The organism is Ruegeria sp. AP7 (assembly GCF_056539905.1).
The window spans coordinates 197071-219427 of record NZ_JBQFVT010000006.1 but is presented as its reverse complement, the minus strand read 5'-3'; the positions used below and the strand labels follow the sequence as shown (position 1 = coordinate 219427).

General features: G+C 57.0%; 18 protein-coding genes. 7 read left to right on the top strand and 11 right to left on the bottom strand.

The window, feature by feature from the left end:
* The first annotated feature begins 82 nt into the window (after positions 1-82).
* Positions 83-961, top strand: coding sequence for a LysR family transcriptional regulator (locus ACR0KN_RS13560; RefSeq protein ID WP_480654210.1), 879 nt, complete (start codon positions 83-85; stop codon positions 959-961).
* 11 nt (positions 962-972) lie between these two features.
* Here ACR0KN_RS13560 and ACR0KN_RS13555 read toward each other — a convergent pair whose 3' ends face one another.
* The 5 genes from ACR0KN_RS13555 to ACR0KN_RS13535 form a co-directional block, all read right to left on the bottom strand.
* Positions 973-1218 carry a MoaD/ThiS family protein gene (locus ACR0KN_RS13555; RefSeq protein ID WP_480654208.1) on the bottom strand — a complete coding sequence of 82 codons (246 nt, stop codon included), beginning with the start codon at positions 1216-1218 and terminating at the stop codon, positions 973-975.
* Positions 1215-3467 carry a xanthine dehydrogenase family protein molybdopterin-binding subunit gene (locus tag ACR0KN_RS13550; RefSeq protein ID WP_480654206.1) on the bottom strand — a complete coding sequence of 751 codons (2253 nt, stop codon included), beginning with the start codon at positions 3465-3467 and terminating at the stop codon, positions 1215-1217. The genes ACR0KN_RS13555 and ACR0KN_RS13550 overlap by 4 nt, the downstream gene beginning before the upstream one ends.
* Positions 3467-3946: a (2Fe-2S)-binding protein gene (locus tag ACR0KN_RS13545; RefSeq protein WP_170476030.1), complete on the bottom strand. Its 480-nt coding sequence runs from the start codon at positions 3944-3946 to the stop codon at positions 3467-3469. Before ACR0KN_RS13545 ends, ACR0KN_RS13550 begins: the two co-directional genes overlap by 1 nt.
* Positions 3943-4809 carry an FAD binding domain-containing protein gene (locus tag ACR0KN_RS13540; protein ID WP_480654204.1) on the bottom strand — a complete coding sequence of 289 codons (867 nt, stop codon included), beginning with the start codon at positions 4807-4809 and terminating at the stop codon, positions 3943-3945. The genes ACR0KN_RS13545 and ACR0KN_RS13540 overlap by 4 nt, the downstream gene beginning before the upstream one ends.
* A gap of 128 nt (positions 4810-4937) precedes the next feature.
* Positions 4938-8150 (bottom strand): reductive dehalogenase, encoded by a 3213-nt coding sequence (locus ACR0KN_RS13535; RefSeq protein ID WP_480654202.1) that lies wholly within the window; start codon positions 8148-8150, stop codon positions 4938-4940.
* A gap of 77 nt (positions 8151-8227) precedes the next feature.
* On the opposite strand from ACR0KN_RS13535, the gene ACR0KN_RS13530 reads away from it, so the two are divergent.
* Entirely contained in the window at positions 8228-9130 is a 903-nt protein-coding gene (locus ACR0KN_RS13530; protein WP_480654200.1) for a LysR family transcriptional regulator, read from the top strand.
* Here the strand turns inward: ACR0KN_RS13530 and ACR0KN_RS13525 are convergent.
* Positions 9121-9972: a LysR substrate-binding domain-containing protein gene (locus tag ACR0KN_RS13525; protein ID WP_480654198.1), complete on the bottom strand. Its 852-nt coding sequence runs from the start codon at positions 9970-9972 to the stop codon at positions 9121-9123. The genes ACR0KN_RS13530 and ACR0KN_RS13525 overlap by 10 nt on opposite strands.
* Before the next feature lie 103 nt (positions 9973-10075).
* Here ACR0KN_RS13525 and ACR0KN_RS13520 point away from each other — a divergent pair, with 103 nt between their 5' ends.
* A complete protein-coding gene (locus ACR0KN_RS13520) occupies positions 10076-10777 on the top strand; it encodes an SDR family oxidoreductase (protein WP_480654196.1) in 702 nt (233 codons plus the stop codon).
* Between the two features lie 3 nt (positions 10778-10780).
* On the opposite strand, the gene ACR0KN_RS13515 is transcribed toward ACR0KN_RS13520, so the two are convergent.
* The 3 genes from ACR0KN_RS13515 to ACR0KN_RS13505 are packed head-to-tail and all read right to left on the bottom strand — an operon-like array spanning position 10781 to position 15317.
* Positions 10781-12052, bottom strand: coding sequence for an NAD(P)/FAD-dependent oxidoreductase (locus ACR0KN_RS13515; protein ID WP_480654194.1), 1272 nt, complete (start codon positions 12050-12052; stop codon positions 10781-10783).
* Between the two features lie 41 nt (positions 12053-12093).
* Positions 12094-13128 carry an ACP S-malonyltransferase gene (locus tag ACR0KN_RS13510; protein ID WP_480654192.1) on the bottom strand — a complete coding sequence of 345 codons (1035 nt, stop codon included), beginning with the start codon at positions 13126-13128 and terminating at the stop codon, positions 12094-12096.
* Positions 13125-15317 (bottom strand): dehydrogenase E1 component subunit alpha/beta, encoded by a 2193-nt coding sequence (locus ACR0KN_RS13505; protein ID WP_480654190.1) that lies wholly within the window; start codon positions 15315-15317, stop codon positions 13125-13127. The genes ACR0KN_RS13510 and ACR0KN_RS13505 overlap by 4 nt, the downstream gene beginning before the upstream one ends.
* A gap of 191 nt (positions 15318-15508) precedes the next feature.
* Between ACR0KN_RS13505 and ACR0KN_RS13500 the strand changes: the two genes are divergently transcribed.
* Positions 15509-16408, top strand: coding sequence for a LysR substrate-binding domain-containing protein (locus ACR0KN_RS13500; RefSeq protein ID WP_480654188.1), 900 nt, complete (start codon positions 15509-15511; stop codon positions 16406-16408).
* Here ACR0KN_RS13500 and ACR0KN_RS13495 read toward each other — a convergent pair.
* Together ACR0KN_RS13495 and ACR0KN_RS13490 are read right to left on the bottom strand one after the other, a co-directional pair.
* Positions 16405-17157: a nuclear transport factor 2 family protein gene (locus ACR0KN_RS13495; RefSeq protein WP_480456689.1), complete on the bottom strand. Its 753-nt coding sequence runs from the start codon at positions 17155-17157 to the stop codon at positions 16405-16407. The two genes, ACR0KN_RS13500 and ACR0KN_RS13495, sit on opposite strands and share 4 nt — an antisense overlap.
* A gap of 216 nt (positions 17158-17373) precedes the next feature.
* Positions 17374-18531: an acyl-CoA dehydrogenase family protein gene (locus ACR0KN_RS13490; protein ID WP_170544993.1), complete on the bottom strand. Its 1158-nt coding sequence runs from the start codon at positions 18529-18531 to the stop codon at positions 17374-17376.
* A 211-nt stretch (positions 18532-18742) separates the two neighbouring features.
* Between ACR0KN_RS13490 and ACR0KN_RS13485 the strand changes: the two genes are divergently transcribed.
* From ACR0KN_RS13485 to cueR, 3 genes are all read left to right on the top strand, one after another.
* Complete coding sequence (locus ACR0KN_RS13485; RefSeq protein ID WP_480654186.1) at positions 18743-19375, top strand: pyridoxamine 5'-phosphate oxidase family protein; 633 nt, start codon at positions 18743-18745, stop codon at positions 19373-19375.
* Positions 19376-19486: 111 nt separating this feature from the next.
* Positions 19487-21961, top strand: a complete 2475-nt coding sequence (locus tag ACR0KN_RS13480) for a heavy metal translocating P-type ATPase (RefSeq protein ID WP_480654184.1) — start codon at positions 19487-19489, stop codon at positions 21959-21961.
* The gene (gene cueR, locus ACR0KN_RS13475) at positions 21958-22347 is read left to right on the top strand and encodes a Cu(I)-responsive transcriptional regulator (protein ID WP_170780765.1); all 390 of its coding nucleotides are present in this window, start codon (positions 21958-21960) and stop codon (positions 22345-22347) included. Before ACR0KN_RS13480 ends, cueR begins: the two co-directional genes overlap by 4 nt.
* The last annotated feature ends 10 nt before the right edge of the window (positions 22348-22357 follow it).

Sequence of the window (22357 nt, the reverse complement as noted above, 5' to 3'; positions counted from 1 at the left end):
AATTCGTTTGTCACAGGATGGATTTTCGGGGGCGCATCAGTCAAACTCAAATAACTTAAACAAACTTCAAGGAAACTGAAGCTTGGCCATCAAAATCGAAATGTTGCGATGCTTTTGCACCGTCGCGCAGACCGGCAATCTGGTCGAGGCAGCCGATCGCCTTGGCCGAACGCAATCAGCCATCTCAATGACGCTGAAACAGCTCGAAGACCATCTGGGTAAGAAACTGTTTGAAGGCGAGCGAAAAAACCAGCTATCGCCGCTGGGTGAGCAGGTGTTCGAACTTGCCCTGAAGCAGATTCGCCAATTTGACCAGGCAGTCCAGAACATCGATGCGGCGGCACAGGCTCAACAAGGTCTGATCCGGATCGTATCTGTCCCTTCGGTCGGGGCGTTGATATTTCCACCTCTGCTTGAATACATGACCAGCCAGTTCCCAGGTGTTAAGATCGAACTACGCGACTCGGATACGCAACAGGTGTTGGATGCGATTGCGCAGGATCAGGCCGATATCGGCATTGCATCGGGATATCATCCATTGAATGGTGTTCGCGCTCTTCCACTTTTTCAGGATCCATTTGGACTTGTCGCCGCCTCAGATCATGACCTGATCACAAGTGCAAAACCGCTGAGCATCGCTGATATCCCAACCGCGCCATTTGTGCGAAATAGGCTTTGCGATCTCATTCAATCGCCAGCGTTCCTGTCAGCCACCGAAAATGCCGCGATCACAATCCACAATACACATTCACTGATCACTCTGGTTCGATCCGGTAATTGGATCACTGTTTTGCCCCAAACCGTGGCGGAATTCCTGCCAGAGGCGGTCGCTTTCCGCCCTATCGTGGATCTTGACGACAAGAGGCAGGTTTATCTGTATGTCCGCGAACGGTCGCGGTTTCAGAACCTGACCGAACAGTGCAGCACTTTCATATTGTCATGCGATTTCGCCAAGAAATAGGATTCCCAAATTCAGCCTCCGCGCAGGCGCTGCATCAGATAAACTTCGGCACCTTCCGGGATCGGCTCGGACAGACCCGTCGCGATGATGCGACCGTCAACAGCAACCGATACGCCCGCGTCAATTGGGGCCTGTAATCTGGGATAATGGCGCACCAGTTCTTTCAACAACTCCCCCGTGGTAGCCGCCTCAACTTCGACCACCTGCTGGCCTCCGGTCAGAGACCCGAGGCTGGACCAGAGGTGAACCTGGATCATTTTTCCTTAAGCGCCGCCAGAATGCGCGGCGGTGACATTGGCAGTTGCTTCATCCGCACACCAGCTGCGTTGGATACCGCGTTGGCGATGGCGGCCAGAGGCGGCACGATCCCGGTTTCACCCACGCCGCGCACGCCAAAGGGATGGCCGGGGTTGGGCACTTCGACAATCACCGTATCAATCATCGGCAAATCGCTTGCGACCGGGATGCGGTAGTCAAGGAAGATCGAGTTCTGCAATCGACCATCCTCGCCATAGATATATTCCTCGTTCAGCGCCCAGCCGATGCCCTGCGCGGCGCCGCCTTGGTATTGGCCTTCCACATAGGTCGGGTGGATCGCCTTGCCGGCATCCTGAATGACCGTGTAGCGGACGATGCTTGTTTTGCCGGTTTCCGAATCCACCTCGGCATCCACAATATGAGTGCCAAAGGACACACCCGCGCCTTCCGGGGTGGCTTCGAAATGACCTGAGATCGGACCTCCGGTCGCGCCCATATCTGCGGTGATGTCAGCCAACGGCAGCGGGTCGAAATCGCCCGCATTCGGGCCCGACGGTACTGCGCAACCATCCTCCCATTTCACCGCATCAACCGGAATGCCCCATTTGGCTGCTGCGCGTTCGCACAGTTTCTCAACCGCGTGGTTTGCGGCTTTGATCGTCGCCAGACCACTGGCATAGGTCACGCGGCTGCCGTGAGAGACATCATTGTAACCAAGTGAAGCGGTGTCCGCGACGGTCACCCGAATGTTTTCATAGGGAATACCCAGAACCTCGGCTGCCATCAGGGCCATTGATGCACGCGAACCGCCTATGTCAGGCGTTCCAACCATAACTTGCGCCGAGCCATCCTCGGACAAGGCCAAAGAAACAGAGGTCTCGCCACCATGGTTGAACCAGAAGCCACAGGAAATTCCGCGCCCCTGCCCCGGTTTCAGCGGCGCCGAATAATGCGGATGCGCCTTGGCGGCTTCAAGTGTTTCGACAAGGCCGATGCGCTCATATGTGGGTCCATAGCTGGCTTTTGAACCTTCAGCCGCCGCGTTCTTGAGGCGCACATCCACAGGGTCGAGACCCAGTTGATTACACAGCTCATCCAGCACGGATTCAACCGCAAAAGCACCCATTGGTGCGCCCGGCGCGCGATAGGCGGCCTGTTTGGGGCGGTTAGCTATGACGTCATACCCCACCTGCCGCACGTTGGTCAGGTCATAGGGCGCAAAAGCACACATCGCAGTCAAATCGCCAGGTGCACCGGGAAACGCGCCGCCCTGCAGACGAAAAATACCTTGGGCCGCTGTGATCGTGCCGTCTTTCTTCATCCCGATCTTAATATCCATCGACGCGGATGAAGTGGGGCCAGTGGACCGGAATACCTCGGATCGGTTCATCACCAGCTTGACCGGGCGGTTGGCTTTGCGGCTTAACGCCAAAGCCACCGGTTCAATGAAAACAGTGGTCTTGCCGCCGAAACCTCCTCCGATTTCGGAAGCTGTCACGCGCAACTGCGCGGTTTCGATGCCTAGCAACGTGGCACAGTATTTCTGAGCGTACCAATGACCCTGAGTGGTGCACCACAATTCCCCCTTACCGTCCGCGCCCAACGACGCAAGACAGGCATGAGGCTCGATATAGCCCTGATGGGTCGCCTCGGTCACAAAGCTATCTTCGATGACCAGATCAGCCTCGGCGAACCCGGCCTCTACATCTCCGTGACCGCTTTCATGATAGCGTACGACATTTGGATGCATGCCTTCAGGCACCGAATAGTCGGCCGCACCTTCGCGGATCACCGGTGCATCCGCAGCCATCGCCTTGTCTACATCGGTGACATGAGGCAACACTTCATATTCCACCTCGATCAGTTTCAGCGCATCACGTGCAGCCAACGCTGAAGTCGCGGCAACCGCAGCAATCGCATGGCCGTCATACAGCGCCTTCTCGCCCGCCATGACGTTTTCCAGGACATTCCAGAACTCGCCTTCCAGACCCGGCTTGAACGGGAGTACGGCAAAATCTGCGCGAGTGACGATAGCCTTGACGTCCTTGAGCGCCTCGGCCTTTGAGGTGTCGATCCTGACGATCCGCGCATGTGCGTGCGGTGAGCGCAGGATTGCCCCGTGCAACATACCCGGCGCGTAGGCATCAGCCCCGAACCTGGCACGACCTGTCACTTTGTCGAGCCCATCAGGGCGGTCGGGGCGCGTGCCTACGAAGTTGAAGATGGACTTACGATCGTCGAGTGCCATTACGAAGCCTCCCGCAGCTCAGCAGCCGTATCCATCACGGCGCGGATGATCTTGTCATAACCGGTGCAGCGGCACAGATTGCCGGCCAGCCAATAGCGCGCCTCTTCCTCGGTTGGATTCGGGTTCTTTTCCAACAGGGATTTGGCCGCAACCAATATGCCCGGCGTACAAACACCGCACTGCAGAGCGGCGTATTCAATGAACTTCTTCTGCAACGGATGAAGGACATCGCCATCTGCGATCCCTTCAACGGTTTCGATCTGCTTGCCCTCAGCCTCGACGCCCAGCATCAGGCACGAACACACCAGACGACCATCGACGGTCACAGAGCAAGCGCCACAATCACCCGTGCCGCAGCCTTCTTTCGCGCCGGTCAAGTTCAGCTTGTCGCGCAAACAATCCAGCAGCGTTTCACGCGGATCGCAGAGATATTCAACTTCATCACCGTTTACGGTGGTCGTTACGTGCAGCTTACTCATGCTTGCTCTCCCTTGGCGCGGGCATAGGCGATCTTGGCGGTACGCTTGGCAAGAACTCCGGCAACTTCGATCCGAAATGCGATGGTGCCACGTTTGTCATCAATTGGGTTGCACGCGGCCGATGCGGCAGCGGCGAGGGCATCGAGCGCGGAGTCATCCAAAGTGGTGCCAATGATGGCGCGGGCTGCTTCTTCGACCAGAAGAACGGTCGGAGCGACAGCCCCAAGTGATACGCGCGCCTCGGTGATGATGTCGCCGTCCAGTCGCAGGTTTACACCCACTCCGACCACGGCGATATCCATTTCGGTACGCGGGATGAAACGCAGATAGGCATCCCCACCGTTTTCGCCACGCGCCGGAATGTTGACAGACGAGATTACCTCACCCTTAGCCAGTGAAGTTCTACCGGGGCCGGTCGGGATGTTTTCAACCGCCACGTCCCGCACACCCTCTGGGCCAGTGACTGTGACCGTTACACCTGCCGCGACCATGGCGGGAACGGAATCAGCCGCCGGAGAGCCATTGCAAAGGTTGCCGGTCAACGTCGCGCGCGCCTGTACCTGAGTCGATCCGATCAGGTCCATTGCCTCGACCACGCCGGGCCAGTCGTGGCCAAGCTCAGGGTGCTCGCTCATCTCTGCGCCGGTTGTGGCTACACCCAATGTCCAACTGCCGTCGGAATTACGGGTGATGTCATGTACGCCGTTGATCTTCTTGATATCGATCAGCGTATCCGGTGTCACCAGTTCCGAGCGCAGTTGCACCAGAACGTCGGTGCCCCCCGCCAGAAACCGCGTGATGCCCGTTGCATTTTGTGCCAGCGCCGAAGCTTCGGCAAAACTGGCGGGGCTGTGATAGTCCATGAAAGTACCTCGCACCTGTTGATCAGGGTTCACTGGGTTTTGCGAGGGACGTTAGTGCAGCGACCCCTGTTCGTCCATGGCCTGTGCGACCTATTTTTTGATCTAAATATGTCGCATTCAGACTGCGCTCAGAGATCGATTTCGATCACACCGTCTTTTTGCGCCGCACGGCTTTGGCAGAGTATGATCGCCCCTTCTCGTTGTTTGTTCGATAACACAAAATCACGATGTTCGATTTCGCCCGAAATCACTCCGCATTTGCAGACACCACAGATGCCATCGGCGCATTTCACATCAACGTGTATTCCCGCTTCATTCAGGACCTGAGCAGCATCTTTGTCCTCTGGCACTTTCAGTTCCCGACCGGATTTTGCCAGCTTGAGGGTGAATTCGTGGTTTTCGTATTCCGGCTGTTCAGGGACCGAAAAGTACTCCAGATGCCGCGCTTCTTCTGGGAAACCCTGCGCTTCGGCGGCTTGCATGACGCCATCCATGAAACGATCCGGACCGCAGGTGTAGACATGCCAACCCTCCTGATAACCGCCAAGGATCGCATCTAGGTCGGCACGCGTGCCCTCATCTGAGAAATGATAGTGGACGTGATCCGCCCAGGGCATCGTGGCCAAGTCGTCCAGATATCCCGCCCCGGCGCGCGTGCTGGCGGAGTAGTGCAGTTCAAATGGCCTGCCTAACGCATGCAATCGATGCGCGAAGGCAATCATCGGAGTAATCCCGATGCCGCCCCCCATCAGGAAGGTTTTTGATGCATCTTCTTTCAGCTCAAAGTGGTTGATCGGTTTGGAAATGAAAACCTTACGACCTTCATTGAAAATCCGATGCAAGAGGGCTGATCCACCCCGCCCCTCGTCTTCACGCAGAACGCCGATCTGATAGGTCGAGCAATCTGACGGGTCGCCGGACATGGAGTATTGCCGCAAAAATTCAGGTGCGACCAGCACGTCCAGATGCGCACCAGCGGTCCATTCGGGCAGCGGGGCACCATTGAGCGTCGAGAATTCATACTTCGTGACATCCGCCGTCATCTTGTCGACCTTAGTCAGCTCCACCCTCATGACCGGAGCATCGCCTGCGATCTGATAACGATGAATGACCGACATATCGCCTGCAGCCTTGCGGGCTTTGTATTCATCGGCAGTCAGCATCGCTTCATACGCTGCGATCCCGGCCTCGCGGTCCATCGCAAACGGATAGGGCCACGGATGCGGCGCAAGATAGGCCGGATAAACCGCAAGCGTCTGATCCTCGTATTTCAGGTCGAGGTCCTTTTGCAGATCGCGCCGGTTCAGGGGATGTTGCGTTGGGCGATAGGCACCGTCAGCTTCCAGCTCTATATCCCACCACCATTTCTTGGTGTCATTCAAACCGCCATTGCCGACGGCATCGTCCAGCCTTGCCAAGGCAGGCGCGGCCTGAGGGATATTCATCGCGGCCCATCGGAAAGGGCGTTCCTTAAATATGCCTTCCAGATTCCAGGGGCAGGTTTTCATGCAACGCCCACACATGGCGCCGCCCGGAGTGGTGACCCGGTAGGTCGCGCATTTCTGACTATCGGACTTCCAGATTTCGTAGCCATTGAACATCAGCTTCGGCCCGGCGGTGATCGCACCCGATGGGCACTCACGCGCGCATTTGTTGCAGTTCTCACAAAAAGTCTGCAGGCCAAAATCGATCGGCTTGTCTTGCGTCATCGGCATGTCGGTTGTCACGACACCCGATTTCAATCGGGGGCCGAGATATGGGTTCAGGATCACCTCGCCGATCCGACTGACCTCGCCCAACCCCGACAGTAGCAATAGAGGGGGCTGCAGCACCTCTCCATCCATCACCGTATGGGCCTTGGCTTTGTAGCCGAGGTTGCGGATTTGCTGCGCGATTACGCCGCCCAAAAGCGAGAACCGCAGATATGCGCGCATCGACTGGGCCACGCTGATCCAGTCATCACCGCTGGCACCTTCCATCGTCTCGTAACCCTGATCGATGATCATGCTGATCGCCTGATCATGTACCGGATTTATCTCTTCTCCGGTGGCGTCGTGAGAATACCAGCTCCATTCCGGACACCGGCTGAGGCCCACTGCGTCGACCCCAAGGAAGTAAGTCGCAGCCTTGATGTTCGCTGCATTCCGGTCGGCATCTGTAGGTCCTTCGACCTTGGCGCTGTCGCCATCCTGCAGCAGAACAAACGCGCCCAGCGCACGGCGCTGTGCAAAGCTTGGGGCCGCTTTGCGTACATAATAGCCGCCTTTGGCTGCGTCCTGCAGGTTTTTGCCCATATCACCAAACTGCGCGCGCGCGAACATATCCGCCCGTTTGGGCACACGGGCGACATTCTCCTCGTCGATATATGTGGTCGGATTGTCCACGCGTTTGAGGTTTTCGAATGGATGCGCACCATCGACATATCGACGCTTAGCATACGGATCACGGTTCATGGCGTTCTTCGCAAAGCCCGTACCCAACCACCAAGCCGGACCCTGGGTCCGGAACCAGGGTTGATCCGCCATGGGGCAAAGCGGGAGGTCATGAGCAATTTCCATTTCGGTGGTTACCGCAGCCAGACCAAAGCGTTTGCCAAGCCACGGCACTACGACTTCGCCGTCCTCCAGTGAAGCCAGGCCTGCGGCCACGGCGAGTTTACCCAGATCAACCTCGGATGACATTGCCGAGTGCGCCCGCGCATCAAAACCCAGCAGTCGAATGTAATTGGCAATCACAACAGCGTTCTCGGTCGCCAACAGGCAGGCGCGGTGGTCCTGCGCATCCGCAATCCATTCGGACCCTAGTTCCAAAGGGTCAGGATCACGGTTGAATTCGTAAAGAAACACAAGTGCATGGCGATGGCTGTCGATGGGCTTGGGTGCGGCCTCCATACTTTCTTTCAGATCAGCCATGATCACATCGATGCCCGAGGCCAGCGTCTTTGTCTGGCGGGTTCGAAGGGCATGGGCCAACCGATCGATATCCGGGTTGCGCCGGGGTTCGGCCAACATTGCATCCGGCAGCAGAGGTCCGCAGCCCATCATCGACGCGTCGTTAAAATAGCCGAACGCTTTCAGGTGGTTGACGCGATCAACGGGATCGGCTGGAATTTCAGACGCGACTGGATTCACGAAACCGTCCCGGATCGCATCCAGCATTGCCTGGAATTCTCCCATTGCATTGACGATGCTTTCGGGCCGATCAGAACGGTGAAAGCTGAGCGCGCGCATTGGTGGGACTTGTGTCAAGTCAGGCATCCGGTTTTGCCGTGCCAGCCGTTCCAACGGGTACGAGCCCATATGAACGGGTCGGTTCTTGTCCGAGAAAAAGCGGATCCCCATCGTGTGCCTCCTGCTTGCTGCCCTTCCCCCTATCCCGGCATGGACACCAAATCCATTCATGAATAATCATATACAGTATGAATAAAATTGATTTCACTGATCTTGATGGCAAAGTCCTTCGGGTATTTCTGACTATACTCGAAGAAAGTTCAGTCTCGAAGGCAGCCGACCGGCTCGGGGTGACGCAATCGGCCGTCAGCCATACGCTGGGAAAGTTGCGGCAAGTGCTTGGTGATCCGCTGTTCGTTCGATCCGGTCAAGGGCTGACCCCGACTGAACGCGCGCTTGCCCTCAAAGAGCCGGTGCAACAGGTGTTGGACAACATGCGCGCCCTGACCGTCGGCCGTCCATTTGATCCTGTGTCTGAACAGATGGGCATCCAGATCGCCACCAATGATATGCCGCGCGAGCTGATCTTTCCCGAATTGCTGCGTAAAACGCGCAAGGAAGGCGTCCGGTTGCGACTGGAATTCATCCCTTCGGGGGTTCCGGACCCGGACCTACTACGCAGTGACCGGTGCCAGTTGATGCTGACCCCATTGCCGCCAGATGGGCCGGATATCTTTCAGAAACGGCTGATCACCAGCCCGCTAATGATTTTCTACGATGCCGCCCACCACGACCCGCCTAAGGACTGGCAGGCATATTGCGATAGCGATCATGTCGAGGTGCGTTTCGCCGACGGACGAAATGCCCGTGCCGTAATGCGTGGCGTGGACCAAAGCCAGATCAGACCACCCGTTGTTACCTTGCCGCATTTCAACGCAATCCCGCCTTTCGTGAAAGGCAGCGACCTGATCTCGACCGATACAGCTTTGATGCAACGCGGCCCGCTGGCGACACTGGACTGTGCGCCCTTACCATTTGGGTGTGACCCAGTGTCGATCTACATGGTCTGGCACCAGCGCTCGACCAACGATCCCGCGCATCGCTGGTTACGCACACGGATCGAGAGCATTGCCGCCAATCTTCAGACCTGAGATAGAAGCCAGTCGCGCATGTGTCCTACTAATTCTGGTTGACGTGGCTTCTTAGGGGTGACGATAAAAAAGCTCAGATCATCAACCAGCACCTCGGATAATGGTTGCGATAGGCGCCCCGAGGCCAGTTCATCCGACACAAGCGGGGCATTGGCCAGCGCAAACCCCTGACCTGAGATTGCGGCGTCAATCGCCAGGCTTGTCTGACTGAAGCTTATCGTCCGGGGTTTCCCCTCTACCCCTGCACGTTCCAGATACAGAGGCCAAAGTCCGTGGGAATCGCTGAGTAGAACGTACTCCATCAGATCATCTGGGCTGGAGATTTGTGACGCCAATTTTGGAGAGCTGACAACAACGAACTCGGTCGAGAATAGCGGTATGGCATTCAGGTCCTGCGCAATCGGCGAACGGCTTTGACGTACTGCGATGTCGATCCCATCCGATCTGAAATCCGCCAACCGCTCGCGTGCATCAACCTGAACTGATACATCGGGATAGCTGGTCAGAAAATCATTCAAACGCGGCACCAGCCATTTAGATGCAAAACTGGGCGTGACCGATATTGCGATCTGCCTATTATTGGATAGGTCATCGAAGGCATCTTCGATCAGACGAAATGCCCGACGTAGTGGCGCTTGTAGCCTGCGTCCCGCTTCGGTTAGCCGCAACCCGCGCGGAAGGCGTTCAAACAGAGCAGTCCCCAATCGCGCCTCAAGTCCACGCACTTGCTGAGCAACGGCCCCTTGAGTGACCCCAATTTCTTCCGCTGCAAGGCGAAAGTTCAAGTGACGCGCCGAGGCCTCGAAGGCGCGCATCGCGTTGAGAGGTGGAAGAGCAGGCATTCATAGACTGTAGATTTTCTACTGCTACTGCGCAACAGAACTGATTGGTCAAATTGATACGGGTCAGCCATCTTCACATCAGACATCGCAGAGGGGCGCGAAGATGGAAAAAGTTGCATTGATCACTGCAGGCGGCAGCGGTATGGGCGCGGATAGCGCGCGCCGGTTGGCGGCGGACGGGTTCAAGGTTGGCATCCTATCCTCTTCGGGTAAGGGTGAGACGCTGGCGCATGAATTGGGCGGCGTCGGTACTACGGGTTCGAACCAGTCAACTGATGACCTGCAAAAACTTGTGGATGCGGCGATGAACCATTGGGGGCGCATCGATGTATTGGTCAACTCGGCTGGTCATGGCCCACGCGCACCGGTGCTCGAGCTTACGGATGAGGACTGGCACACTGGTATGGATGTCTATTTCATGAACGCGGTGCGGCCCACACGTCTGGTTACCCCTATCATGCAGGCGCAGGGTGGTGGATCGATCATCAACATCTCGACCTTTGCCGCCTTCGAACCTGACCCTGTGTTTCCGACTTCGGGCGTATTCCGCGCGGGGCTGGCGGCCTTTGCAAAACTGTTCTCGGACAAATATGCCATCGACAATATCCGCATGAACAACGTCTTGCCGGGGTTCATCGACAGCCTTCCCGAGAAGGAAGAGTTCCGCGCACGCATTCCGATGGGCCGTTATGGGCGCAGCTATGATGAGATCGCCTCGGTCGTCTCGCTGCTGGCTTCCGAAGGTGGTGGATATATCACCGGCCAGAATATCCGTGTGGACGGCGGTATTACCCGGTCTGTCTAAACTTCAAAATCGGGTTTTGACGAGGTGCGTCAGTGCAGCTCCGGTTTCGAAAAAAGCACGGCGCAGACCCGTCCAGCTCTCACGGTACTCCGTTATCGGCGGCACAGGCAGCAGCGACGGATCATCGTTAAGTAGGCTTTCGGCCATCAAGCGACCGAACACGGTGCCCGGTCCGATCCCACGCCCCGAAAACCCATGCGCGGCCAGCGCATGCGGACCGATCTGAATGATCTTGGGGATGTGGTCTGAAGTCATCGCAATGCGTCCGTGCCAACCTTTGACCAGCGGTTGATCCGCCAGTTGCGGGTAGACCGCCACCAACTTGCGACTGACCCAAGCTTTGTGCGCAAAGCCTCCGACGCTGTTCAGATCACCCATTCCGCCGATGATAAATCGTCCCTCCTGATCCAGCCGGAACGATGTCATGATCAGCCCTGTATCCCAACACCCTTCACCCTCGGGCAGTATGCTGGCTCGTAGGTTATGTGACAGCGGAGCAGTGGCGTATTGGAAATAGTACACAGGTACGTAGGCGGGCGCGGTATCGACGATGCCTTGATGATAGGCGTTGGTCGCCTGAATGATCGATTTGGCACGCACGGTGCCGTTTTCTCCGTGCAAAACCCACACCCCCGCCTCCTGTCGCAGGGATTGGATTGGGCTTTCGGTATAGATCAGCGCCCCCACATCCTGCGCGGCGCGTGCCAAGCCGACTACAAAGGCCAGCGGTTGAATTGTGCCAGCACGGGGGTCGAACAAAGCGCCATGGACAGCGGGGCTACCTGTGCGCTTGCGTGAGGTGTTTGCATCAAGTAGCTCGACCGGCGCTCCAGAAACGCTCAACTGGCTATGGCGTGTATGCAAATCCTCAAAGCCCTTGGCCGAATGGGCACAATGTAACGTGCCATGCCTCACCGGCTCGCAGGCGATCTCATGCGCATTGACCAGCCCAAAGACTTCAGACGGTGCATTCGCCAGCAGATCGATCAGACGGCTACCCGGCACCTGCCCCAGATGCGATCGAATTTGATCAGGCGGCAGCCAAAGCCCAGCATTGACCAACCCAACATTTCGACCCGAGCCGCCATGCCCAATCTGATGTGCTTCGAGTAGGCAAACAGAAGCCCCAGCCTTTGCTGCGGTCAAGGCGGCAGAGCATCCCGTGTACCCGCCTCCTATAATTGCAATGTCTACGGTTACGTCACCGGAGAGTTTTTGCGTTTTGATACTCTCGCCGCAGGTCTGCCGCCATAACGATTGATCATAGTCAGGCATTCCCAAGCCTCGCCAAATTTTCGTCGATCATCAGGCCGGATCTAGCCAGTTGCAAGGGCGCGTTGATCGGCCCGCCCCATGGCAATCAGAAACGGGTCAGTTTCCTGCAGCGACTGGAACGACATCTTGTCCGTCATACCGCGCCAGTTCCCCAAAGTCAGAGATTGCGCGACGGCACCGCCTAGCGTTGCACCGGGGCCTGTCACAATAAAGAGGTCCGGAGCGAACTCGCGCGCGGCCGTCTGGATGGCATGGGTGAAATCATAGGTCTCGGTCACCTGATGGCCAAGTGTATACTCCCACAGTGCCCCGGCATCTGTCGCTCCTGGCCACCAGATTTTGCCACGGCCGTCGATCATCGGGTACACGGGTTGGCCAAACAGATCAGCGCACAGTAGCGCCCGACCTTCGGTCGCCACTGGTGCCTGTAGCGCAGTGTGGAAGGCAGCATGGTTCGCCAGTCGCAAAGGAAACCTATCCTGCACAACGGGATTGGCGGTTTCAAATGCATTTAGCCCTGCCTCATTCCCTGCAAGTACCAGCATCCCGCCCAGATCAATCGAAAGCGCCAGAGCATGGTCTTTCAATGTGTTGATCCGTGCAACCGCGTCTAACAACGCTGATTTGCGTGCAACATCATTCGACCATTCTTCGTCGACGAACGGGTACACCAATTGGCCACCGATCAGTTGCTTTTGCATTAGCGTACCCATCGTATTGACCACACGAAAGCCGTTCTCTGGGGTCAACGCACCAGCGACGGCCAGCGCGATATACCATCCCATCGAATTGCCGGTGACGGCGACCACATCAATATCCTTGGCAAGCGTCTGCGCATCCGCGAATGACGCCGCATAGATCAAGGGTGAGGCCACATCGCCACGCGAATATTTACCAACGCTGAAACGGCCAGCACCATCCAGCGCCGTAACCGTCTCCTGCCCCGCTTCAGCACGGATCTCATCGAAACTGTGAAATTGGCTCATCCGACCCGCATGATGTTGATGCAGGTAGCCTAATTCAGGCTTGTTATAAGTACCCCGACCAGGACAGATCACAACAGCAGTGCGGGTCATGATTTTCCTCCGGTCAGCGCGAAAGCAGCGTCAACAATGCCGTCCCTCGAAGGGAGTGGAGCAGCATAGGCCGGTCCGGTCGCGATAAAGCAATCCTCGGCCACAACACGAGCAGTTGGTATTGCGGGGCTGTTTTCCGCGAAGAAAGTCATCAACGCCTCAGACTGGCTGCCGGTGCGGCGGCATTCATCAATGATCAATACATGTGCGCATGAGTTGGTGGCCTCGCGCAGGGCGTCAGTGGGTAGTGGAGCAAGCCAGCGCATATCAATGATCCGGGTTTTCAACCCTGCCGCCTCAAGCTCGGGCAAAGCCTGTCTCGAAAGATAGTGCCCATTGCCGTAGGTCACGATCGCCAAATCTGTGCCGTCACCATGTACGCCAACCTCACCCAGCGCGATCTTTTGATCCGGTGACGGATATGTGGTCATCCACCCTCCATCCTGCGCCCCGTGCAGATCGCGCATGGGATAGAGCGCGATCGGTTCAAGAAACACCACAACCCGTTGCTCCTCTCGCGCCAACCGCACGCACTCGCGCAGCATTTTTGCCGCATCCGTACCAGTAGAGGGGCAGGCGATGATTACCCCCGGTATGTCTCGCAAAACGGCCAGAGAATTGTCGTTGTGAAAATGCCCGCCGAATCCCTTCTGATACCCCAGACCAGCGATCCGCAGGACCATCGGATTAGTGAATTGTCCACTCGAGAAGAACGGCAAAGTTGCTGCCTCCCCCCTGATCTGATCCTCGGCATTGTGCAGATAGGCCAGAAACTGGACTTCGGGGATCGGCACGAAGCCGTTATGACCCATGCCGATAGCGAGCCCCAAAATAGATTGCTCGTCCAGAAGTGTATCAATCACCCGGTCCGGGCCAAAACGCTGCTGTAGCTTCTGTGTCACGCCATAAATGCCACCTTTGCGTCCTACATCTTCGCCCATACACACGATCTCATCATGCGCCAGCATCAGATCGGTCAGCGCCCAGTTGATCAGCCGACTCATCGGCTGGGGCTCATCCATCGCACGCGTATCGCCGCCAAAAGTTTCAGTCCGCGCTTTGGCACTCGGGCCATTTGTCGGCTTGCAGGGACGTTTGGGCGGGATCAGGCTTGCCATAACCTCGGCCGCATTCGCCAGATGAGGACGACTGGCAGCCTCGGTCGACACGCGGTCGGTTCTTGCGCAAGTGTCGCGGTAAATACTCAGCGCCTGGTCCGGCGACAACGCACCTGCCTGATCCAGCAGCCGTACGGTGTGCAACAACGGGTCGTTTGTCTCATCTGCTTCAACTTCAGACTTTGGCAGATAAGTTGTCGGCACATCCGCACCAGCGTGGCCATACAGGCGCACTGTTTTCAGATGCAGGAAAGCTGGTTTCCTACGCCTGCGGACATAGTCGGCGGCGTCTTTTGCGACAGCGTGAGTTTCATAGATATCCAACCCGTTTGCCTGAAAATACCTGATCCCCGGACGGTGCTCCATCGACGCCTGAATCCAGCCTTTGGGCGTTTTGACGGAAATCCCGATTCCGTTGTCTTCACACACGAACAGCAAGGGCAGCGGCGTCGACTGCACGCTTGTCCATCCTGCAGTGTTGATCGCCCCCTGAGCCGTCGAGTGATTGGCTGAAGCATCCCCAAAAGAACACATTGCAATTCCGTCTTCCGGCAGCACGCGATGTTCAGGCGTGTTTCGGCGCGCAGCCCCCAGCGCATAAGCGGCACCGACAGCTTTGGGTAAATGGCTGGCGATGGTCGAGGTTTGTGGCGGGATCATCAGTGCTTTTGACCCCAGAACCTTATGCCGTCCGCCCGAGATCGGGTCATCACTTGAGCACGCAAAGCTGAGCAGCATGTCCCATGTGATCTGTTGACCCGGTACCTGTTCCGCCCGCGCGATCTGGAAGGCCGCGTCCCGATAATGGAGGAACGCAATATCGGTCGGGCGCAGGGCATGCGCAACGGCTGCCATCCCCTCATGCCCGGACGAGCCAATCGTATAGAACCCCTGCCCAGCCTTTTGCATCGCTCGGCTGGTCCTGTCCAATGCACGGCTCAGAACCTGTGACCGGAACAGCGAAACCGCATCTGCATCGCTCAACCCGGAGCACGGCGGCACACCGTCGGGAAAATCGCGATCTGCAACGCGGGTCAGAAAATTCTCATGTACGATCTGGGCGCGGTCCATGGTTCTCGCTTTTGTTTGGTCTGTATCATCGGCTTTGACCGATCTCGGCGCGGGTTCGCCCAGCCTCTCGATTTTCCCGCGCCCGGGCGCGCGTTTCAAGATCACAATTGGCGATGCGTTCCAGCTTTCATCGCTCTGGTGGTTGGAAAAAACCAGTGTTATTGCGTTCAGAAGGTATGAGGATAAGTCATATGATTACGCCCAGGCGGTTTCTTCCCTCCATCTCATCTCTGCTCGCGCTCGAGGCTGTTGACAGGTTGGGCAGCGCTTCGGCTGCGGCTGCTGAACTGTCCCTGACCCAAAGCGCAATCAGTCGCCAACTGAAGACAATGGAAGACCAGTTGGGCGTGCAACTGATCGAACGCAGCCAAATGCGGCTGCACCTCACGCCCGCCGCCAAAGTTTATGTCCAAACCGCAAGGTCTGCAGTGCAGGAACTGGCGCGTGCGGCATTGAAGCTCAAAGCCAACCCGGCTGGCGGGTCGCTTGACCTGTCGATCCTTCCCGCGTTCGGGATGCACTGGCTTGCACCGCGCCTGCAGGATTTTGCCCGCCGCCATCCTGAGGTCACAGTCAATCTGGGTACCCGCCTCAGGCCATTTGATTTTGCCTCTGAACCATTTGATGCAGCGATCCATTTTGGTCAGCAGGATTGGGCGGGTGTTCAGTATCTGCCGATCATGAGGGAAGAGGTCCTGCCCGTTTGTGCCCCTGCACTTACCAACGTCAATTTCGACACCTTGGATACCCTCTGCGCCGCGCCGCTGTTGCACCTGGATTCCCGACCAGATGCCTGGGAGCGCTGGTTCGAGATGCAGGGCCAATCAGTCACCGGCCTGCGGGGTATGATGTTCGATCAGTTCTCGACCATGATCCAAGCCACGATCCATGGATTAGGCGCAGCTTTGGTGCCTTCATATCTGGTTCAGGATGATCTGCGCTCAGGGAGACTTGTTAAGGCGTGGGACGGTCCGTATGTGAGTCTTGGCAGCTATTATCTCGTATGGCCGAATGACCGGTCTACCCCCGAGCCGCTGCGATCTTTCCAAGGCTGGATCAGTGAACAATTGGAGCCTGATACCAGCCTTTAGAATTTGCCGTTGTCATTCTTCCATTCGCTGCGCGGTGCAATGGTCTCAACCGTATCCCAATGTTCAGTGATCTTGCCATCAGATACGCGGAACAGATCATAGAAAGAGCTATGCTTGCCTGCTCGCTCGCCCTCACAAACGGTCAAAACAAAATCGCCTTCCGCCAGAACCCGGTGAAGATGCTGATAGTCTATGGCCTCTATGTCGGACAATGCGGCGCGCAACGCTGTTAACTCGTCTGAGAAACCCGGGCTGTGTTCCGCAAAGGCAGTGGTGTTAACAAAAGCTTCTATCTGATCTGGATCTCCTGCGATCAGGGCATTTTCGACGAAAGAACGGACAAGCGTCCGGTTCTTTTCTGTATTCTCGATGTCCCGGCTTTCTGTGGGGCCATCCACCATACTGCGCCCCGAACCATTTGGACCCAATCGTTTCTGAATATTGTCCCAATGCTCGACCGCTCGCCCGTCTTCAAAGCGGAACACTTCAAAACCAATGTTTCGGCGCGAGAAATCATATTCGGTATGCGCAAAGACAAAGTCTCCATCTTCAAACGCGCGCACAATGTTCACGCGTGGAGAGGTATCAGACAGCCGCTTGAACAACGCCGCCAAGCCCTCACTGCCTTCATGAGTTTGTGGATTGTGCTGGATATACCGCGCTTCGTTCACCACTGAAATCGGGCCCGGATCGCCCGTCTCAATACTCTTGAGCAGGGCGCATATGCGATCTTTGTTAGACGCAACCATGTCGAGGTTCCTCTCGGATAGAATATCCCTCAATCACAATGGCAGGCGGAATGCAGTGCTTCAATGGCAACGAGTGCCGCAAACCTACGCGGCCTCAGGCCTTGCGTCCTGCGGACAGCAGGGGCCGGGCAGGTGCGGACTGCGCCCGCGCCTGCCTGGCCCAATTGGAGGAGACGTTCTGCAAGGAATGCCGACGACGGGTGGGAGTGCCTCGCGTTAGACGTCCAGCGAACGGGCGATAAGCTCTTTCATCACTTCGTTAGTGCCACCGTAGATCATTTGCACCCGCGCATCCGCGTAGAGCCGCGCAATCGGATACTCCATCATGAAGCCATAGCCGCCGAACAGTTGCAGGCATTCATGCATGATTTCGTTCTGCACCTCTGAACCCCAGTATTTCACCATCGAGGCTGTCGCTGCGTCCAGTTCACCGGCCTCTAGCTTGCCGATGCAATCATTGACGAAACTGCGCAGGACTTCGGCCTTGGTCTTACACTCGGCCAACTTGAAACGGGTATTCTGGAAATCCATCACCCGCTGGCCAAAGGCTTTGCGTTCCTGCACATATTTCACAGTCTCAGATATTGCAAAGTCGATCGCGCCCAGCGCCATGATCCCGATGGTCAGCCTTTCCCACGGCAGCTGTTTCATTAGCTGATAGAACCCTTGCCCCTCCTCTGGGCCCAGCAGATTAGTCATTGGAACTTTGACATCCTCAAAGAACAACTCTGCCGTGTCGTTGCCCTTCATCCCAAGCTTTTCGAGGTTCCGTCCCCGGCGGAATCCCTCGGTTCCTTCGGTTTCGACGGCGATCAGCGAGACACCCTTTGCCCCAAGGGACTTGTCGGTCTTCGCCGCCACGATGACCAGATCAGCCGATTGCCCGTTGGTGATAAATATCTTGGAGCCATTAAGCCGATACGAATTGCCATCCTTCTCAGCCGTAGTCTTCACTGCCTGCACATCCGATCCAGTACCCGGCTCAGTCATGGCAAGCGCTCCGATCATCTCGCCCGAGGCAAGCTTTGGCAGCCATTTGTGTTTCTGATCTTCACTGCCATAGGTGGTGATGTAATGGGTCACAATGGACTGAATGCCATATCCCCATCCAGCATCACCGCGTGCGGTCTGTTCGTACAGGGTGACAGAATCGAAGCCCATTCCACCGCCAACACCGCCATATTCCTCGGCAATCGAACCAGCCATCAGACCCGTCTGACCCGCCTGCAGCCAAAAGTCCCGATCGACAACGCCGTTTTCGGCCCATTTCTCTGTGTTGGGAACCAAAGCATCGTCCATGAAACGACCGGCCATCTCTGCAAACATCCGGTGTTCGTCAGTAACCCAGGCGGCGGTGCTGGTAAAAAGCGACATCAATAAGCTCTCCAGATCAGGTGTTTGACCCAAGGCTACCTGCGTGTGCGATTCCTTCCAATCCATGTGACGTGGCGTCGAAAAGCGTTGCTACGCAACGTCTTTGGTCCAGTTTTCGGCCCTGTTCACTTCTGCGTTCCCACATCTGACGGCCCAGGCAATTGTCATCCATATTGAAGACAGTCCGCTAAAGACTCAGGAGACAGCAAAAATGCCCCGCGCCTTTTCTGAACTGACCTTCACGCCCGCAGTGCGCGCCCATCAAGAACGGATGGGATCAGCCAAAACCTACTCAAAATTCCTCGAATCCGGGCCGCGGCAAGGCCATCAAATCGGACCGGCAGAAGAGGCATTCATTCACGCACGCGACGGATTTTATCAAGCCACTGTATCAGAAACAGGGTGGCCCTATGTTCAGTTTCGGGGTGGACCGGTCGGGTTCCTGAAAGTACTGGACCCGCAAACTATCGGTTACGCAGACCTGTCGGGAAACAAGCAGTACATCTCGCGCGGAAATCTTGATGGAAATGACCGCGTGGCGTTGATTCTGATGGATTACGCGAACCAGCGTCGCCTCAAGATCCTGGGGCGGATGACATTTTCCGAGGGTGTTGAGGCCGCAACCAATCTCTATTTCGACGGCTCGGAGACCGAGGCAGAGCGTGCTGCCATCATCAAAGTTGAGGCGCTCGATTGGAACTGCCCGCGCCACATCACGCCTCGCTTCACCGAGGCCGAGCTACGGCCCCACCTAAACACTCTGGGCAAGCAACTGGCTGATTTACAGACAGAAAATCAACGGCTGCAACGCGAGTTGGCCGAGCTCAAGGCTTCCGGCGCGTAGATCAACTTCAATCCAGGTGCGACGGTGGCGCGCAGTTGAGAACAGTGTCTTGACCTTCCAGTGACTGGAGCCTCTATATCGAGACCAAAGTACATTACCAGGACGCCACGAATGGCCGAGTTACTGCATACACAGATCAGGATTACGGGCATGGGATGCGCTTCGTGCGTTGGCCGGGTCGAGGGCGCATTGCGTGCGACGCCCGGGGTGTGCTCCGCCGAAGTCAACTTCGCGACCAAGACGGCCGATATCACCTATGAGACCTCATTCGACGAGATTCTAGACGCGCTCAACACAGCGGGCTATCCCGCGGCGACAAGACAGATACGACTGGACATCGATGGCATGACCTGCGCCTCGTGCGTGAAGCGGATCAAGCGTATTTTGCAGGCAAGCCTGGGTGTGTCAGATGTGGCAGTCAATCTTGCCACGAAAAGCGCCACAGTGACCTTTGCCGAGGGTGTAACCGAAGCGGCAATGCTTGCGAAGACTTTGACCGAAGCGGGGTATCCGGCGCGCCCGGAGGCCGAGGACGGAGCCGATCATAATTGCAAAATAGATGAGTTTGCAGGACTGCGGCGCGCGACGGTGTTTGCGGCCATGTTGGCCTTGCCGGTTTTTGTTTTGGAAATGGGCGGGCATATGATCCCTGCATTTCACCATTGGGTTCATTCTACTATCGGCCTTCAAGCAAGCTATCTGATCCAGTTTGCGCTAGCTTCAGCGCTGCTTGTCGGTCCTGGCCGGGTGTTCTACGCCAAAGGTATCCCATCACTGCTGAGGGGCGCCCCCGATATGAACGCGTTGGTCGCTTTGGGGACAGGCGCGGCATATCTGTACTCGGTCCTCGCGACATTTGCGCCGCAGGTTCTGCCGCAAGGCACAGCCAATGTCTATTTCGAGGCTGCGGCAGTCATCGTTGTACTGATCCTGCTGGGCCGTCTGATGGAGGCCCGCGCAAAAGGGCGAACAGGTGCAGCAATTCGCAAACTGGCCGGACTCCAACCCAAAACTGCACGGGTCGAGAGGGATGGAACAACCCAAGACCAGCCCATCGCCGAGATCATTGTGGGTGACATCATTCAGATCCGCCCGGGTGAGCGCGTTCCCGTGGACGGGAACGTTTTGGACGGAACCTCGTATGTCGATGAGAGCATGATTACCGGTGAGCCCATACCCATCGGCAAAGCCAAGAACGATCCGGTGGTCGGAGGAACGGTGAATGGAACAGGTGCCCTTCGCATTCGGGCCACGCATGTAGGTTCGGATACCGTGCTGGCGCAGGTTGTCAGACTCGTCGAACAGGCACAGGGGGCAAAGCTGCCGATTCAAACGTTGGTGGATCGAATCACCTACTATTTTGTACCTGCGGTGATAGGCGTGGCCTTATTGACGGTTGTTGCGTGGCTGATTTTTGGACCCGCCCCGGCTTTACCGCTGGCACTGGTAGCCGGGGTCTCGGTGCTGATCATCGCCTGCCCTTGTGCGATGGGTCTGGCTACGCCGACCTCAATCATGGTGGGTACCGGGCGTGCAGCTGAATTGGGCGTGTTGTTCCGCAAGGGCGACGCGTTACAGCAGTTACAACAAGCCAAAGTCATTGCCCTTGATAAAACAGGCACGCTGACTCTGGGTCGGCCCGAACTGGAAGAGATTGCGACAACAAACGGCTTTGAATGCGCCGAAGTCCTGCGCCTGGCCGCGGCGGCTGAGGCGCGATCGGAACACCCTATAGCTACCGCAATCACTCGCGCAGGTCCTGACATTTTGCCTGACGTGAAGGAATTCAGCTCCCTAACAGGGTTGGGCTTGCGCGCGCAGGTCGAGGGGCATTCTGTATTGATTGGGTCTGACCGCCTTATGGTACAGACCGGCATCGACCTTGGTAGCCTGCGGCCTGATGCGCAGATACGTGCAGCCCAAGGGGCTACACCGATCTATATTGCGATTGACGGACAGGCCGCTGCTGCGCTGACAGTTTCAGACCCAATCAAACCGGGCACGCCCGAGGCACTGACCCGACTGCATGAGATGGGTGTGACCCTCGCCATGGTCACCGGCGATAACGCGCAAACCGCACAGGCGCTGGCCGATAAGCTGGGCATTGGCCACGTCGCCGCCGAGGTACTGCCGGAGGGGAAGGTTGACGCAATCGAAAAGTTGCAAACCAGGTTTGGAACGCTCGCCTTTGTTGGTGATGGCATCAACGACGCGCCTGCTCTGGCAAGGGCTGATATAGGTGTGGCAATCGGAACCGGCACTGACGTGGCAATCGAAACCGCGGATGTCGTGCTGATGTCGGGCGATCTGCGCGGTGTCGCAAACGCGGTCGAAATCAGCCAGCGCACGATGCGCAATATTCGCCAGAATCTCGGTTGGGCTTTCGGATACAACACGCTGCTGATCCCGGTCGCAGCCGGAGCGCTATATCCGTTTGGCGGTTATCTACTGTCACCCGCTCTAGCCGCCGGGGCCATGGCCTTGTCCAGCGTCTTTGTCGTATCCAATGCTCTGCGGCTGCGGCGCATCCGGACCAGCATACCGGGGGCCAGTGACAATTCACTTCAGCGGGAGGCTGTAGCATGAACATCGGAGAGGTCTCGACCCATACGGGCCTGCCCGTCAAAACCATCCGCTATTATGAAGATATCAACCTGATCAAACCGCTGCGCGACAACAATGGGTATCGTCGGTTCCGCGATCAGGACATTCACAAACTGAATTTCCTGGGTCGCGCCCGAACGCTCGGGTTCACCATCGAAGACTGCCGCACATTGCTGGCCCTTTACGAGGATGAGACCCGGGCCAGCTCTGACGTAAAACGCGTTGCGCGGGATCATCTGGCGCAGATTGACGCCAAAATTGCCGATCTCAGAGGTATGCGCGAAACGCTTAGCCATCTCATCGACGCGTGTGCCGGGGACGACCGTCCTGATTGCCCGATTCTGAAAGACTTGGGCGGCAAACTGTGACGCAGGGTTG